A 15,834-nucleotide genomic window follows, 5' to 3' on the forward strand; every position below is an offset into this window, starting at 1 on the left:
AGAAACCGGGCCGGTCCGTGGGGGGGGGATACGGACCGGCCCGAGGGGGGCTTCCACCATAACGCTTGGTAGGTGGTGCTGCGCGCCACCGGCGCGCGGGTGACTCCAACGGGTCTCGGACAGCCCGGCGCGCCCCGCTTACTGGTGCCGTCGACGGCCGGTCGCAGCCCGGTCCCCGGCCCCGGTGAGTGCGTCGATCCTGGCCCCGGAGTGCTCTGCACTCGGGCGGTTCACCGTGGTCCGCGGTGGGAATCCCCTGGGTCGCCGTGGTGCGGCTTCGGGTGGGCAACCCCGACGGGTGACCCCCACCAGAGGCGCGAGATTGACGTACTGGGGCTTTTGTCTGACCGGCCGGGACGGCTGGGACTCCTCGGCTCGCACTGCCGGTGGATCATGGCGGTCAGCGGCGACAGATCCGCACCGCCCGAGCCGCCCGAGCCGCGGGATAAACAGACAGACAGACACAGAACGAATGTGACAGGTCCGCCTGGCACGCGAGCCGGGGCCTCGCGGACCGGCTTGAGAGCTCGGGCAGTGGGGCGGGGACACGGCCGAAAGCGCCGGAGAACCGGTCGGCGCGCGGGGTGGGGCGGGACAGGGCGGAGGCGCTCCTTCGAAGGAGCGCCGGAGTCCGGGCTGGGGAGCGGTTCACCGCTTCGAACCAAACCGAGCTGGCCCCAGTGCCCCGGGGCGGCTCAGCACCATCGGTCAGGCCGCACACCCCTTGGTCTTGTTGTCGATGATCTGCTGCATAAACGTCAGGCCCCAGGTGCCGAGGGGCTCCAAAGCCGTATTCAGGGCTTCCCCCAGCTCGGTGAGGGAGTATTCAACGCGCGGCGGGACCTCCCGGTACACCTCGCGGTGGACCACCCCATCCGCTTCCAACTCCCGCAGCTGTTGGATCAGCATCTTTTCGCTGACTCCCGGCAGCTGGCGCCTCAATTCGCCGAATCGATGGGTCTTCTCATGGAGCGCCCACAGGATGAGGGGCTTCCACTTTCCACCGACAACATCAACGGCGGCATCGAGGCCGCAGTGGTAGACGGGTTTGGCCTTGGACACGGCAACTCCTCTTGTTCTTCTCCGTACTTACTCCTTGGGCAGTACACCACTTCCCCGAGGGAAAGATCATTCGATAGGACAGAAGCTGTCCTATATGACTCCTAGAGTCGTCTTATGGCAACGCGCAAAGTCACCTGGCAGCAGTCCAACGCCCGTACCTCCGCGCGCCAAGGACTCACCGCCCCCACCCGCACCACCGCGGCCAGGATCACCACGGCCATGCTCGCCGCACACGCACAGGTGCTGTCGGCGGCCGAAATCTGTGTGCCTACGGACCCGCCACCGCACGGCATCTCGCCAAGTGGCCGGCCGCGCCGCACGGGTGGGCGAAGGATCTACTGCAGTCATGGGCGAGGCAAGGGCGCGTCGAGAGTGTGCTGTACGAGGGCGAGAGCGCCTGGGTGACCACTGATGACCTGGAGTTCCTGGACGAGGAGCCGACAGGGGTGCGACTGCTGCCGTACTTCGACGCGTACACCATCGCGTCCCAGCCGCGCGAGCTGCTCTTCCCCGGGCCGGCGTACCAGCGGGCGCTGGCGGGCGGACAAGCAGGGAACTGTCCGGTGGTCCTGGTCGATGGGACCGTGGCCGGGGTGTGGCACCAGAAGCGGACCGGGAAGCGGATCGCGGTGACGGTGGAGGCGGTGGGGGACGCGCTGGATCGGGCAGCTCGCCCGAAAGGAGTTGGCGGAGCAGGTGGAGCGGGTTGCCGAGGTGCTGGAGGGGCAGGCGGAGCTCACCGTCGGCAAGGTCATGGTGGGGCCGCACGCCTGAGGTCGCCCCGAGCGGCAAGGGTGCGTCGGTTCACTGCGGGGCCGGCCGGGCGGACCTCTTTGTCTCGACGGCCTCCCCCTCGGCGGCCTCTCCCTCGGAGTCCGTTTCCCCGACGTCCGTTTCCCCGATGGGTCAGTGGATACGTCGTAGCAGGGTGATGCCGTCCCGCTCGGCGACCCGGCGGTAGTCGCGGGACCGTTGCGCGGCCGTGAGTTCCGCGGCCTGCTGCTCCGGCGGATAGGGCCAGTGGCCCATGCGGTAGGGCCACGCGTCGGGGGCCTGGGCGTCATGGATGATCCATTCGGCGGTGGGCCTGGGCAGCCGGCCCTTGTCGTACTCATAGAGCCGTGCGTCGACCGGGAAGGCCGGGAAGAGCACCACCTCACAGCGAGCGGTGAGTTGGGGCACCAGCCGGTTGGATGCGGCGACCGACGCGCCGTCTGGAATCCTCGCCAGCAGGGCGCGGGCCGCCTCGATGTGCGCGGTGGTGCGCCAGGTGGCGCGTTGCGCGAGTTGGGCGAGCGGAAAGGACGGGAGCATGACGACCGTCACGGCCAGGACGGTGACCAGCGAGGCCCGGACATGGCGGGCCCCGAGGGGATGCGCGCTCCCGCGCCAGCCGCGCAGGGCGTCGATGAGCCCGGCGAAGACGATGGGCATCAGGACGGCGCTGTAGTGGAAGGAAGTGCCCCAGTGGAAGCCGTTCTGCGACAGCATCCGCCAGGCGAGGGTGGGCACAGCGAGCAGGGCCAGGGGTGAGCGCAGCGCGAGCAGCGCGGAGGGTGCGAAGACCAGAACCAGGGTCATCGCCTTGATGTCCGGTCGTAGCGCGTCCAACGGGGCGAAGGCGATGGTGGTCCAGAGGGATGTGTGGACGTCATCGCCGAGGTTGTCGCCATGGGCGTAGCCACCCGCCGGGTTGAAGGCGGGCAGCAGATACCTGATCTCGACCATGGACGCGAGCACCCCGGCCACCGCGGTGAGCGCCCCCAGTCGGCGCGGGCCCTTCCAGGCGATGAGACAGCCGAGTGCGGCAAGGGTGAGGCCCAGGTCTTCCTTGATCAGTACCAGGGGCGCGGCCCAGGCGACGGCTGAGCGCCAACGCCGCTCCCCCAGCGCGACCAGCGCATAGGAGAGCAGCGGCACGGCGAGCGCCACTTCATGGAAGTCAAATGCGGCAGCGGACGCGATGCCCCAGCTCAGTCCATAGCCGAGGGCGACACCGTGGGCGCAGCGCCGACCCAGCGCCCGGTGCGCCCAGGACGTCAGCGGTACGGCGGCGATGGCGAGCAGTGCCGACTGCGCGAGGAGGAGGCAGAACGGGGAGGGCCAGAGCCGGTAGAGCGGGGCGAGGGCGGCGAGCGCGGGGTGGAAGTGGTCGCCGAGGAGGTTGAAGTTCTCGCCGCGTAGTGGGACCACCGGGGGTTGGAGCCGGGAGTAGGCGCGGACGGCCTGCTCGAAGATGCCGAGGTCGTATCCGGTGGTGCGCATCAGGAGGTGCCGACGGACGGCGACGGTGGCGTAGAGCAGAAAGAGGACCGCCGCCCAACTCCAGGGGAGCAGCGCGGCAGGGAGGCGGAGGGCTCGGGGGGTGGGCCGCGGTGCGGGGTCGGTGGAGGCGTACCGCTGCGGTGTGGCTTCCCTCGGCTGCTTGAGTGGGGTGCGGTCTCCGGCCGGGATGATGGCCCTCAGCAGTCCGCCACGCCACCCTGCCGAGTTGTCCAAAAAAGTCCGCATACATCCGGATGCTAGACGGGTGCGGGGGTCGGTAATACCTCACGAGCGGGCGTGTCCCGGGGTGCGCTGTATGTACCTGGGGGCCTCACTCGTGTGCCGATCTGGGCCGCGGACCAGCTCGATACGCCCGCCCGGGCCTCGCTTCCACCGCCACTCTGTGGTGGCTGGGGCGGCGGATCAGTTACTCAGGCCGAGGGCTCCAAGCAGCAGACCCGAAAGCGCTCCTGTGATCATGAAAGGGCCAAACGGAATTGCGCTCTTGCGGTTGGCACGACCGAGAGCCATCAGTCCGAACCCGTACAGCGACCCGAAGAGGAACCCGGCGAACGCCCCCACGAACAGCACACCCCAGCCGTACCAGCCGAGGAGGACCCCGAGACCGAGCGCAAGCTTGACATCGCCGAAACCCATGCCTTCGGGGTGGATCACAAACAGCAGGCAGTAGACAGCGCCCAGAGCAACTCCGCCCAGCAGGGCCTTGGGCCAGGAACCGGCCGCGCCGGGCAGCAGGCCTGCCAGACCGAGCAGTACGGCAGCGGCGAACGCCAGCGGGAGGGTGAGTTGGTCGGGCAGCCGGTGCACCCGTACGTCGACGAGCGCCAGCAGCACGGCGAACGGTGTGAGCAGCAGCCATACGGCGAGTTCGGGTCGCTGTCCGGTGGCTGCCGCGAGGGCGACGCAGGTCAGCATGGTGACCAGCGCGGTGATCAGCGCGGTCGCCCGGGGGCTCGGTGGCTGGCTCGCACTCCCTTGGCTCAGTTGCTCCGCTCCTCCATCCGCGCCAGCCCCGGCACCGGGGTCGGGGCCGGGCTCTGAGCCGCTATGCGCCGGTGCCTGCCGGGCTGTTCCGGTCTCCGTCTCCTGGGCTGTCGCTGAGTGAGGTCCGGCTGGGTTCGAACCGCCGGTCGATGCTTCGATCCCCGTGTCCGCCGGCGCAGCTGGTTCGCCACGGGGTCCCGCGCGGTGCCGATCCCGGGAGCTCGGCGGAGTTGCGGCGGCGGTGGCGGAAGGCGCCGCAGCGCAGGCCCGGCAGCGTGGACCGCCCAGCCAACCGCGCCACGGTCCGGTGAAGGGATGACCGGCGGGGCAGCTGTCCCGCCATGGCTCCGAGGCCGCGACGGACAGCCGATACGCGGCACGGGGCACAAGGAGTCCGGTGGCGATGCCCCAGAGGGCCGCGACGGCGATCAGCGTGACGTACACGGCAGAGAGCCTATTTCGCGGGACGGGGCCGGGTCATGGGCCCTGGGCCCAGAGCTGACCGGGCTCGTTCGACAGGGGGCCCAGGCATTGGGATCAGTTGGCGGATTCGGGATGCTCCCGGCTCGGAGGGGACGCCTACGGACTCCGGATGAGCCGGACAGGACGTCCTCATGCCCGTCCGCGACGCCTGCCTGGGCCCACCGGGGCGATCGGGGACCACGGTGGGCGTTCGGACCGCTACGGTCTTCGCCTATGCGACGAGGACACCAATGGCGGGACGGTCATGGCACGTTGTGGCTGCCGGAGAGCGCGGCAGTGCCCGTGGAGATCGCGGCGAGCAGGGCAACGCGGCGCCGCGGTCTGCTCGGTCGGGACGGCATCGAGGGGGCGATGCTCCTGACGAAGGTCAGCGGGGTGCACACCTTCCGCATGCGTTTCACCATCGATGTGGCCTATCTCGATCGCGCCTTGCGGGTGGTGGATGTGCATACGCTGCAGCCGGGGCGACTGGGTAGACCCCGGCTGCGGGCTCGGCATGTGTTGGAGGCGCAGGGCGGGGCGATGGCGGGGTGGGGAGTGCGCCGGGGTGTGCAGTTGCGGATCGAGTCAGCCGACTGAGCCTCCGACACCCGGTGTCCCGTGTGGGCCACTGCATCGCTCTGAGCACGCACTGCACGGACTACAAGCACTGCCCCAACTGCATGAACCGCATGAACCGCAGGGACTGGAGGATGATCGGCCGCTCGGCGCAGCTCAGCTGGATCACCGCGTTCACCCTGTGAAGCTGATGCGAAGCCGGGGACCCAACACCGACACGGCACTCGCGTCAAAGCCCGACGCCCAAGACCGACCCAGCACCCGCGTCAGGCCCGATGTCCCAGCCCGGACAGGCGCCCGTGTTGGGAGGGAGAGGCCTGGTGCTCGCCCTGCCTATCTCGCCATGCCTATCTCGGGCGCGAGGCGAACAGGACGACGGTGGCCAGCGCCTTCGGTGCCGCCGGGGAGAGTGCGTACGGACTCACCCTGTCGCCCGCGCCCTCAGTGGGTGCGTGGTTTCCAGGGGGTCCTTGAGGCGGTGCGTCTGCGCCGGCTGCGTCGACTCAGGACTCCCCAGATGACCAACCACAGCACCAGCATCGTCCCGAGCACCAGACCCACGACCCCCACGATCGTCAGCATTTCCGCGCGATCGTCGTCATCATCGAGGAGTGCGTTCTGCTGGGCGGCGGCACGTTCGACCTTGGATATGCCGAATCCGGCGGCCATGGCATCGCCGTCGTACTCGGGCCCGTCCTGCGGTTCGCCCGCGATCCCCACGCGCAGGGTCACCGGCAGCGGTTCGGTCAGCCGTTGATCGAGCGATATGCGGATGTAGTACCAGCCGGAGAACCGCATCGCGCTTCGGTCATCCAGGTCGGATACGCGATTGGCGAAGGCAGTCGGGGCGGTACTCAGGGAAAGGGTGGTGGGGTTGCCCCGATAGTCGCCTTCGGCATCCTCGACAAAGCCACGAGCGGTGTTGAAAACCGTCATCCGCAGGCCCGCTGCTGCGGATGCCCCGGTGACGGCGGAATCACCGAATTCCCCGTCGAGAAAGAGCTGCTGTCCCCAGTCCAGGGGCACTCGATAGAACCGGCTCTCGCCTGGGTTCAGCCGGTCGTGCCAGACGCCGTGCCCGACCGGGGTCGCGTCGTTGAAGCCCGACCCACCACTCGCGCCCTGCGTCGGCCCCTTGACCTGCTCGGGCAGCCGTGAACGTTCGGTCGTGGGCTCGGACGGCATGACGGCACCCGCCTTCAGCCCGGGCTCGGTCATGAACTTCAGTTCCACGGGCCAACGGTTGGCGTTCGAGCTTCCCGAGGAGCCGATCCATTCGACCGAGTAGACATAGTCGCCCGCGCTCTGGCACTCACGACCCTTGCCTATCCGGCGGGTGGAGTAGTCGGCGACGGGCAGCGGGGTCGCACCGCCGAAGGTGATGTCGTTGGTGACGCTGCACTGGGCCCCCTGCGGCGAACGCAGGGAGACCCGAATGCCGTCGGTGGCCCCGACTCTGCCCCCGGGCGGTGGGGCGAGTACGGCCGAAACATAGGCGTTGGACTTGTCGTCGAGTCCCACGCGGTAGAACTTCCGCTCACCTGCCGAGATGGTGTCGATGTAGGTCCCGGGGGTGAGCCGCGGCCCTTCGGCACCGGCCGATGTGGCGCCCTTCACCTGCTGGGCGTCGGCGGCCGTCTCATACGAGTTGAGCCAGTCCGGGGTCATGGCCGCGGCGGGGAGTGCCGGCTGAACGAAGGCAAGCACCAGCCCACAGGCGATCCGCGCCCCAAGAGCCCTCACGCCCGCCGTCGTGCCGCCCCGTCCCATTTTCCTGCTCCTCAGACCATCAGTCGATCAGCTCACTCCATCGACAGCCGGCCCGCAGCGTACTGCGGGTCGCGCATGTCACGTATAGCTGATGTCACATACGACTGACGGGTTGTCGCATACTCAACCGGCCCCGCCAGTGGGGAAGGAGACTTCAACCCGGCGGTTCTTTCGACGCCCCTCTTCGCTGTCATTGTCCGCGATCGGGTAGTCCTCGCTGTAACCACGTACCTCATAGGTGATGCCGCCGTCATTGAGTTGCTGGCTCAGCACCCCGTGCACGGCGTCGGCCCGTTTCTTGGAAAGCACCTGCCCGTGTTCACGCGTACCGAGGTCATCGGTGAATCCAAAGACCCGAAGGCGTTTGGCCTGGTGCTTGCGGATCTCCGCGACGATCACGGAAATCCTGCTGTTCGCCTGCGGGCTGAGCTTGGCGCTGTCCTTCCCGAAGAGCACTTCGGCCTGAAGTGCGAACTTCAGCGACGAAGGCCTCTCTTCCCGACGCTCCTCGCCCCCCTCGCTCTCCACGATCGAGACGATGTCCAGAACACGCGCCCCAGCGAGCGTGGCGCCTTCGCGCATCCGCAGGCCTGGGTTGTTCCCATCGACCTTCGGCGCCGCGGCGGTCGGCTCGGTCCCCGGGGGGACACTGGGATCGTCCTTGGCCGAAGCGTCCGAAGCCGCGCTGAGCTGAAACCCGGTGAGCATCAGAACGACCACGAGGGACACCGCCAGCGGGGGGCGGGAGGTTCTACGCATCGGGGCGGTCTCCTCACTCATCAGGAGAGCTCAATCGTGGCGGTGGGCATCAGGGGGATCTGGATCTCGACAGATTTCGTCTCTCCCGGAGGGGACGGGAACTGTGCGAAGAAATCGACGCTCTGGCCGGCAGTGAACATGCTGAGCCCGGTCGTGGTTAGGGGATATCCATCGGTGTCGCGCAGTACGTAGTAGCGCTTCTTGGCCTTCTTGTCGACCAGGGTCATGCCGCCGAGCGAAGGGCCGGTCCGGGTGACTTCGTTCTCCGCACCGTTCCACTGCACCGGGGTGGTGATCCCCTTACCCGTGGTGTTCTTGATGACTCCGGAGACTGTGAGGAAGCCGCCCTGGTCGCGCACAGCACTGGTGAGGGTGAACTGGAATCCATTGCTGCCGTCGATCGTCGCCAGCGGCTGACCCGACTCCTGGCCATCGCCCCCATCGCTCTGCGCTGGCTGCTCCGGCTGCTCCGGGGCGCCTGAACCGGACGACTGGGTACCGGTGTTCTTCTCGTCCGCACCGTCGCCGTCACCGCCGCAGGCCGTCAGAGAGAGCGACAGTGCCGCCACCAGGGCAGCCGCAGCTGCTCTGCGGGTTCTCGCTCCATGCCGAATGCTCATCAGTGCTGTTCCTTTGCGTTCGGTCGCGGTCAGTCCTCGGCCAGCCGGACGGTGAAGAGTTCGGACATGTCGGGAAGGGAGTCCAGACTTTCGGGGTCAAGCTCGAAGTCTTCACCGTCGCAGTCGAGCGTGCCCGTCAGAATCGGTTCGTCCGGGGGCGAAGTGCTCGGGTTGGGCTCGACTTCCTCGCCCTCGCTACCCTCCGGCGGGGGCTCCTCGTCGGGAGCCTCAAAGGTGCATCGGGGCAGCACAACAGCGGTGGCGGTGGCCTTCGCGCTCCAGCCTTCGGTGCCGGGCAGAATGTTGTCACCGAGGGGTTCCTGGGCTATGACATACACGGTGTAGCCCCAGCGGTCACCGCCGAGTGGGTCGCAGCCGTCCAGCGCGGTGCCGTTCTTCTGAGCGAAACTCGCTGCTGCCGCGCAGCCACCAGCCGTTGAGCCGAAGAGCTCGCCGTCGAAGATCTTCCTAAGGAAGTCCGGGTCGGCGATGCCATTCACCAACTCGTCCCGGAACAGTTCGCGGGCCTCCTGCGCAGCCGCTAGCGCAGCGGCATCCGCCCCGGATTGGGTGTCGTTACGGCTGGCCCCCGCCTGGCCCACCGCGAAGAACGCCAGCGCCAGGGCAATCAGGCCCACCACCATCGCCACATAGAGAGGCGCGGCTTGCCCGGTGTCCTGGCCGCGGAGGGGGATCGAACCGGCTACTCGCCGCCCCCGCCGCCACCACCCAGAATCTGCGAGACCTGGGTCTTCAAGCCATTCGCGATATCGCCGGCCACTCCGGAACCCACCAGCGCGGCGATGATCGCCGCCACCAGCACGATGACCCCGACGTACTCGACGGAGTCCTGGCCTTCGTCGCGGCGCTTCCTCGTCGCCTCCGCAACTGACGCCGTGCGGTGGGCGATGAACAAACGGGCCTTGACCAAGGCCTTCAGCGTCGCGTTCTGCATCGTGCTCCCCTTCGACGCCGACGGCCCGATCACCGGCCGGCTCATACGACTTCATGGCACCGCCCGCTGTGTCGTGACCCTGCGTATCGACACAGTTGGCAGAATGAGAAATGTACGCCGCGACAACGCTGCCGTGAATGGGTCCGAGGGCCCAACTACGGGCCCAATGGCAGATTTGATCTCTTCCACCAAACGTGCCGGTGGTATCCGTGTCCTCACTCATTCGGGACCGGCCTCCCTCCGGACCACACCGCGCCATACCGCGATCGCCTCACCTCTGCCGTTGGCATTCAACTTGGCGAAGATGCGGTTGATGTGATTCTTCACTGTCTTCATGCTGATGAAGCAGGACTCGGCGATCTGCTGATTCGACAACCCGGATGCGATCAACTCCATCACCTCCATCTCCCGACGACTCAGCCCGGTCAACACGCCTTGCGGTCGGCCCGCCACATCAAGCACCGAAGACGAATGTCCCACAGACGCTTGCGTGAGCGAAGACTGTTGCGAAAGATTTCCGACGACTGGGTCATATCGACGTGACCTCAACCTCGCCTGTACTGCGAGGATCTGGCTCCTACGGCGATATCTGGAATCACTAGATCCAGATTCCATATGCGAAGGAACGGAAAGATCGGCGGAGCGAGGCAGCGGGCCCAAGGCCTCCGGCAGGGTGCCTTCGGTCCGACCAGATGGTGATTCGCCACGCAGACCAGCCAGCAGTGCCTCCGAGACGGAGGGGGAGAAGGCCGCCCGACCTTGCCCGATGTCATGAACGGCCGAGATCAGCTGTTCGACATCGAATTCGCCATGGACAAGATATCCGCCGGCGCCCAACCGCAGCGCCTCATGCACGATCGCGCTCTCGTCGCTGTAGGTCATCATCAGCACCGGGACCAGTGGCACCAAGTGCGGCAGTGCGGAGATGCCGTCCACCCCCGGCATGCGAACGTCCAGGAGAACGACATCCGGGCGGTGGCGGACCACCGCTTCATAGGCCTGTCGACCATCACCAGCCTCCGCCACCACCTCAAGCCCCGCACTCCCCTGCAACAGGGTCGTCAGACCCGCCCGCACGACCGGATTGTCATCGACGATCACGATCCGTAGAGCGCCCGGGGGTGGCTGGGCGGAGGCGGGCCGTTCTCTCCAGCCGTGGTTGTGGTCATCCGACATGGCCATGGGCCTCCTCTCGGCGATGAGTCGTCGAAGGAGCGAGTAAGGGCGGGGGCAATGGAGCACCGGGCAGCGGGAGTTCCAGCCGTACCTCGGTGCCCTTTGCTTGCTGGCCCCTACCGATCCGAATGCGTGCGCCGATAGCGGCTGCTCGTTCGACCATGCCAACCAGCCCAAAGTGTCCGGACTTACGGAGCCCTTCGAGTGAAGTCCCTGGTGGCAGCCCTGGGCCGTCGTCATACACACTGATGCGCAGGGTGCCGCCGATGACGCCTCCCGAAACCTCCAGTCGCCCCGGGCCTCCGTGGCGATGTGCGTTCTCCATTGCCTCCGACGCAATCGTCAACACCTGACGGGCCGTGGTGGGCGGCAGCGCGGGAGCCGCCCCTGCGCCGAGGGTGTGAAAGGTCGCTCGTACCCCACTTCGGCGAGCGAAGTCCACCGTTCGGGCTCCTAGCTCGGCAAGCACGTCCACGCCGCTGCCTTCACCAGCTGCGCCGCTGACATCCGAGCTGTCCAGACCAGCCGAACGTCGCAGATCAGCGAGGAGTTCGCGGGATTCGGCCGCCGCTCTACGGGCCGAGCGGGCCACCAGTTCCGCCTGGCCGCGGATCGTGATCGGGTCCGATCGGTCGGCTGAGTGGGCCAACCCGTCCGCGGCCAGGGCCAGGCCGTGCAGGGTCTTGGCCACGGAGTCGTGCATCTCCCGGGCGAGCCGGGCACGTTCTTCCTCGACCGCCCCGCTGGCGGCGAGTCGGGCGCGGGCCTCGGTCAGGGCCGCGCTCGCCGCGCCGAAGCCGAGCATCAGATTGCGCAGTGTGCTGCCGAGGACACCCGCCAGGGCGCAGAGCCCGGGCAGAAACAGAGCGGTGAAGCGGGCGTCGGAGCCGTCGTTCAGAGCGTAGGCGCCCGCGACGATCAGCGACTGGAGTACGGCGAACGCGGTGGCCCCTCTCCAGCCGGAGATCAACCCGGCGAGCAGGGGGGTGCAGATGATGACATACGCGAGCGGGGAGTCCGGGGATGCGGTGATCAGCAGCAGTGCGCCGCAGACCATGTCGGCGCCGAGCAGCCAGGGGTGCCGCAGCAGTACGGGCCCGAAGCGCTCCCAGTCCCGTAGCAGGGCGTACGAGGTCATAAAGGTCACCAGCACCGCGGCTCCGACCAGCCAGTTCGCGGGGCCCGATGCGGTGCCGGCGAGGGCGAAGGGAGCAGCCAGCGCGATCATGGCGAGACGGAAGCCGAAGACCTGGCGGCACAGCGCCTGGAGGGCGTTGACCTGGAGCGGGAGGGAAGGGGTGGGGGTGTTGGAGTCGCCTAAGAAGGCCCTGCGGGTCAGGGTCCTGCCCGCACGCGTCATCCGTGCCAGGGCCTGGTGGGTCAGCCCCCGGCCCGTCGAGAGGCTGGGGAGCCTTCTGGTGCCTTTTACCGCCTTCGCCGTCTTCGTCGGAGCGCTGGGGTTCGGAGCGCCGCCGAACGGCCTGCCCCGCGATATGCCGGGCCGCGATATGCCGGGCCGCGATGCGCCGGACCGCGATGTGCCGGGCTGAGCCGGTCCTGGCTGGGCCGGGCCGAGTTCGGGGCTGGCGGCCTCATGACTGCCGGGGTGAGCCAAGTCGGGCTGACCGCTGCTGACGGCACGCGGTTCGCGGGCGGCACTCGGGTCCGTGTCGCCCCCGCGCGGGTGCATGCGCTGAGCGATCGCGTTGCGGACGAGGGCCCTTCGTTCCGAGAACATCTGGCGTGTCACCTCCTGTCTGCGCTGGAGCGCGCCGGGTGGGCCGGTGTGAATCAACCGCCCAGGACCTCCGCGAGGTCCACCCCGGATCCGTAGTAGAAGCTCATCACAATCAGGATCATGGTCGCCGGCAGCATGATCAGCGTGACGACGAGAGTGGATTTGGGGACGGCGCGTGCGGCGTCCCGGCGGGCGTTCTGGGAGTCAGTGCGGCGCATGTCCGTGGCGATCTGGATCAAGGTGTCGACGATCGGCGCACCGAGTTCCTCGCCCTGCTGGAGCGCGGTGACGAACATCGACACCTGGTCGGAGTCGTTGCGTCGGCGGAGTTGCTCGAAGGCGTCGCGACGGCTGACGCCCATGTCCATCTGCCGCAGGGTGATCCGGAGTTCATCGGCCCAGGGGCCCTGGTACTTCTCCGCGACCCGCTCCAGGGCCTGCCGGAAGCCCAGGCCGGCTGAGACGACGACGGCGAGGACATCGAGGAAGTCCGGCAGGGTCCGCTCGATGTCGGCGCGGCGACGGCGAATCGCCGCCTTGATGATCACATCGGTCCAGAAGAGCCCGAAGACGAAGAGGAGGATCGCCAGGACGAACTGACCGCGCGCCAGCATGGAGAGCGCTGCCAGCACGCCGAGGAATCCGTAGACGGCGCGGCGGGCCGCGTACCGGTCGACGGTCATGCCTCCCGGGTTGCCGGCCATGTCGAGACGACGGCGTACGGCATCGACCCGGGCGGGGCCCATGGCGCGGAGCACCGCGGGGGCGTATCTGATGCCGAGGCGGTCGATGACCGAGCCGACGGCGGTGGTCCGGGTGGAACCGACCTCCAGGGCGAGTTGGAGGTCGCCGGGGAGTTTGGCGTCCGCGCGGTACATCCGTACGCCGTGGAACACCCCGTACACGGATATGGCCAGGAGCAGAGCGAGAAGCAGTCCCATGTGTGTGGCCCCCTCAGACCTGGATCCGCGAGACGCGGCGGATCAGAAACGCACCCAGTACATAGAGACCGACGGCCACCAGCGTGGCGGCCTGGCCGGTGACCGAGCCGGTCATCTTGTCCAGCGCACCCGGGGTCATGGTGTTGATCATCAGGAGAAAGCCGAGTCCCAGGAGGGGAACGGCGATGGCGGTGACCTTGATCTGGGAGAGCATGGTGGTGACCTCTCTGCGGGTCTCCTTGCGCTCCTCCAGGGACTCGGTCAGATTCCGGAGCGAGGTGACGACCTGCCCGCCCGCGCGGTTGGCGAGGATCAAGGTGGTGACCAGGACCATCAGTTCGCGGGACGGCAGCCGGTCGGCGAGCTCACCGAGCGCGTCGTCCAGGCTCTGTCCGACGGCCAGCTGATCTGCGACGATGCTCAACTCGGAGCCGGCCGGGTCGTCGAGCTCCTCGGCGGCCATGGCGAGCGCGGTGCGCAGGGCGAGGCCCGCCTGGGTGGCGTTGGCGAGTACCCGGGTGAACTCGGGGAGTTGGCCGATGAACGCCTCGGTGCGTTTGGTGCGCTGCCAGTTGAGGAAGGCGTTGGCTCCCCAGAGACTGGCGACGGCCGCGATCAGCCCGAAGAACGGGGCGAGGATCGCGCCGACGGAGAAGTAGACAGCCAGCAGGGCGGCGATCACATAGACGATGTACTCGCCCACGGTGAGGTCCAGACCCGTTGCGGCGATCTTCCGTTCGACGCTCTTTCCTATGCGGGTGGCGCGCAGTCGCCGGTCGATGCCGCCGAAGCGCCGTCGCCGGCCGTGGTGGGCGAGGGAGGCGCCGTGCTGTGCCAGCCGGTCGACCAGTGCCTGCTGCTGCGCCCGGCCCGAGGAGTAGGCGTGCACGCCGATGACTCCGAGCACACCGGCGAGCAGCATCACTCCGGTCGTCAGAAGCGGGAGGTTGTCCATGTCGGGTGAGGCCTTTTCGGTGGGCTCGGGGGAGGGCTATGGATAGCTGCTCGCGATAGCTGCTCGCGGTGCGGGTTTGGGCGGCCAGCGCAGAAGAGCGGCTGGAACGGGGGACCGATCAAGGGTGATCCCCCGGGACGAACCCGCGGGAGGTCGGGGGCCGGCGGGGTCAGGTACCGGTCATATGGCGGTTCTCCTCACCGCGAGCTGCTCCTCGCTGTCGGCCACGCCGAAGACCGCGGGAAGGGATTCATTCTTCATATAGAGCCGGTCGGCGACCCGGCGAGGCACCGGGTAGTAGCCGAACCGGCCGTGGACCCGCCCGTCGGCGGTCATGGGCTGGGTGAGGAAGCGGCAGACGGAGACGATCCGGTACTCCTCGCGTCCGTGCGAGTCGACCACGGCGATCTCGGTGACCCGACGGGACCCGTCGGCGTGCCGGGTGAGCTGGACGATCACATCCACCGCGCTGTTGATCTGGTCCTTGATCGCCGCGAACGGGATCTCCACCTCGGCCATGGACGCCAGGGTCTGCAGCCGCATCAGCGCGTCCTCGGCGCTGTTGGCGTGGACGGTGGCGAGGGAGCCGTCGTGGCCGGTGGACATGGCCTGGAGCATGTCGAGGGTCTCACCGCCACGGACCTCACCGACGATGATGCGGTCGGGGCGCATACGCAGGGAGTTTCGGACGAGATCGCGAATGGTGACCCGTCCCTTGCCCTCCACATTGGGGGGCCGGCTCTCCAGGGTGATCACATGGGGCTGTTGGAGTTGGAGTTCGGCCGAGTCCTCGATGGTGACGATGCGCTCGCCCTCGGGGATCAGTCCCGAGAGGGAGTTCAGCAGGGTGGTCTTCCCGGTGCCGGTGGCGCCGGAGACGATCACATTGAACTTGGCCCGTACGAGCCCGGCGAGCAGCAGGGTCATCTGCTCGTCGAGCGAGCCGATGGCGATCATCTCTTGAAGGGTGAAGGCCCGGGGGAAGCGGCGGATGGTGAGGATGGGGCCGCTGAGGGAGAGGGGCGGGATGATGACGTTGACACGCTCCCCGGAGGGGAGGCGGGCGTCGACCATGGGATTGGCCTCATCGACCCGGCGGTTGACGGTGGAGACGATCCGCTCGATGGTCTGCATCAGCTGTTCGTTGGAGGAGAAGCGCAGGGGCAGCATCTCCAGTCGGCCACTGCGCTCGACATAGACCTGCTCGGGGCCGTTGACCATGATCTCGCTGATGGAGGCGTCCTCCAGGAGAGGCTCCAGGATGCCGAGGCCAAGGGCCTCGTCGACGACCCGGCGGATGAGCTGGGAGCGCTCGACGGTGGAGAGGACCGGCCCTTCGCGGCTGATGATGTGGCCGAGCACCCGCTCCAGCCGGACCCGCCGGTCGGCGGCGGCGAGCGAGGACATCTCGGCGAGGTCGATCTCCTCCAGGAGTTTGGCGCGGTAGACACCGACGAGTCGGTTCTCCTCGCCATGGCCGTTGACCGGCTCGGGACTGTTGATGCGCGCCCGTAGACTCATGTCGTCATCTCCCCAACTCCCCCATG

At 68.0% G+C, this 15,834-nt stretch carries 15 protein-coding genes and 1 pseudogene; 3 read left to right on the forward strand and 13 right to left on the reverse strand.

The window, feature by feature from the left end; all coding sequences use genetic code 11:
• Positions 1-708 precede the first annotated feature (708 nt).
• Positions 709-1,062, reverse strand: coding sequence for a winged helix-turn-helix transcriptional regulator (locus NBG84_RS12810; protein ID WP_250919505.1), 354 nt, complete (start codon positions 1,060-1,062; stop codon positions 709-711).
• 134 nt (positions 1,063-1,196) lie between these two features.
• On the opposite strand from NBG84_RS12810, the pseudogene NBG84_RS12815 reads away from it, so the two are divergent.
• Positions 1,197-1,836 (forward strand): annotated as a pseudogene (locus NBG84_RS12815) (DNA glycosylase AlkZ-like family protein).
• Between the two features lie 132 nt (positions 1,837-1,968).
• On the opposite strand, the gene NBG84_RS12820 reads toward NBG84_RS12815, so the two are convergent.
• Both NBG84_RS12820 and NBG84_RS12825 read right to left on the reverse strand, forming a co-directional pair.
• Entirely contained in the window at positions 1,969-3,573 is a 1,605-nt protein-coding gene (locus NBG84_RS12820) for a DUF2079 domain-containing protein (RefSeq protein WP_250919506.1), read from the reverse strand.
• A 177-nt stretch (positions 3,574-3,750) separates the two neighbouring features.
• Positions 3,751-4,776: a prepilin peptidase gene (locus NBG84_RS12825; RefSeq protein ID WP_250919507.1), complete on the reverse strand. Its 1,026-nt coding sequence runs from the start codon at positions 4,774-4,776 to the stop codon at positions 3,751-3,753.
• 252 nt (positions 4,777-5,028) lie between these two features.
• Between NBG84_RS12825 and NBG84_RS12830 the strand changes: the two genes are divergently transcribed.
• A complete protein-coding gene (locus NBG84_RS12830; RefSeq protein WP_250919508.1) occupies positions 5,029-5,394 on the forward strand; it encodes a DUF192 domain-containing protein in 366 nt (121 codons plus the stop codon).
• Between the two features lie 420 nt (positions 5,395-5,814).
• Here NBG84_RS12830 and NBG84_RS12835 read toward each other — a convergent pair whose 3' ends face one another.
• The 7 genes from NBG84_RS12835 to NBG84_RS12865 all read right to left on the reverse strand — a co-directional run bounded on the left by NBG84_RS12835 (position 5,815) and on the right by NBG84_RS12865 (position 12,013).
• Positions 5,815-7,143: a hypothetical protein gene (locus tag NBG84_RS12835; RefSeq protein WP_250919509.1), complete on the reverse strand. Its 1,329-nt coding sequence runs from the start codon at positions 7,141-7,143 to the stop codon at positions 5,815-5,817.
• A gap of 123 nt (positions 7,144-7,266) precedes the next feature.
• Positions 7,267-7,902: an OmpA family protein gene (locus tag NBG84_RS12840; RefSeq protein WP_250919510.1), complete on the reverse strand. Its 636-nt coding sequence runs from the start codon at positions 7,900-7,902 to the stop codon at positions 7,267-7,269.
• Between the two features lie 20 nt (positions 7,903-7,922).
• Positions 7,923-8,522, reverse strand: a complete 600-nt coding sequence (locus NBG84_RS12845) for a hypothetical protein (protein WP_250919511.1) — start codon at positions 8,520-8,522, stop codon at positions 7,923-7,925.
• Between the two features lie 29 nt (positions 8,523-8,551).
• Entirely contained in the window at positions 8,552-9,217 is a 666-nt protein-coding gene (locus tag NBG84_RS12850) for a pilus assembly protein TadG-related protein (RefSeq protein ID WP_308312065.1), read from the reverse strand.
• Between the two features lie 8 nt (positions 9,218-9,225).
• Complete coding sequence (locus tag NBG84_RS12855; protein WP_250919513.1) at positions 9,226-9,477, reverse strand: hypothetical protein; 252 nt, start codon at positions 9,475-9,477, stop codon at positions 9,226-9,228.
• Positions 9,478-9,696: 219 nt separating this feature from the next.
• Positions 9,697-10,578 carry a response regulator transcription factor gene (locus NBG84_RS12860; protein ID WP_308312050.1) on the reverse strand — a complete coding sequence of 294 codons (882 nt, stop codon included), beginning with the start codon at positions 10,576-10,578 and terminating at the stop codon, positions 9,697-9,699.
• Between the two features lie 64 nt (positions 10,579-10,642).
• Positions 10,643-12,013, reverse strand: a complete 1,371-nt coding sequence (locus NBG84_RS12865; protein ID WP_250919515.1) for a sensor histidine kinase — start codon at positions 12,011-12,013, stop codon at positions 10,643-10,645.
• A gap of 58 nt (positions 12,014-12,071) precedes the next feature.
• Here NBG84_RS12865 and NBG84_RS40590 point away from each other — a divergent pair, with 58 nt between their 5' ends.
• The gene (locus NBG84_RS40590) at positions 12,072-12,203 is read left to right on the forward strand and encodes a hypothetical protein (RefSeq protein WP_285366655.1); all 132 of its coding nucleotides are present in this window, start codon (positions 12,072-12,074) and stop codon (positions 12,201-12,203) included.
• A 241-nt stretch (positions 12,204-12,444) separates the two neighbouring features.
• On the opposite strand, the gene NBG84_RS12870 is transcribed toward NBG84_RS40590, so the two are convergent.
• The 3 genes from NBG84_RS12870 to NBG84_RS12880 all read right to left on the reverse strand — a co-directional run bounded on the left by NBG84_RS12870 (position 12,445) and on the right by NBG84_RS12880 (position 15,808).
• Positions 12,445-13,332 (reverse strand): DUF5936 domain-containing protein, encoded by an 888-nt coding sequence (locus NBG84_RS12870; protein ID WP_250919516.1) that lies wholly within the window; start codon positions 13,330-13,332, stop codon positions 12,445-12,447.
• A 13-nt stretch (positions 13,333-13,345) separates the two neighbouring features.
• A complete protein-coding gene (locus NBG84_RS12875; RefSeq protein WP_250919517.1) occupies positions 13,346-14,287 on the reverse strand; it encodes a type II secretion system F family protein in 942 nt (313 codons plus the stop codon).
• A gap of 180 nt (positions 14,288-14,467) precedes the next feature.
• On the reverse strand, positions 14,468-15,808 hold the full coding sequence (locus tag NBG84_RS12880; RefSeq protein WP_250919518.1) for a TadA family conjugal transfer-associated ATPase: 1,341 nt from the start codon (positions 15,806-15,808) through the stop codon (positions 14,468-14,470).
• Positions 15,809-15,834 lie beyond the last annotated feature (26 nt).

The organism is Streptomyces albipurpureus (genome assembly GCF_023701525.1).
In the GTDB taxonomy this organism is placed as follows: Bacteria; Actinomycetota; Actinomycetes; order Streptomycetales; family Streptomycetaceae; genus Streptomyces; species Streptomyces albipurpureus.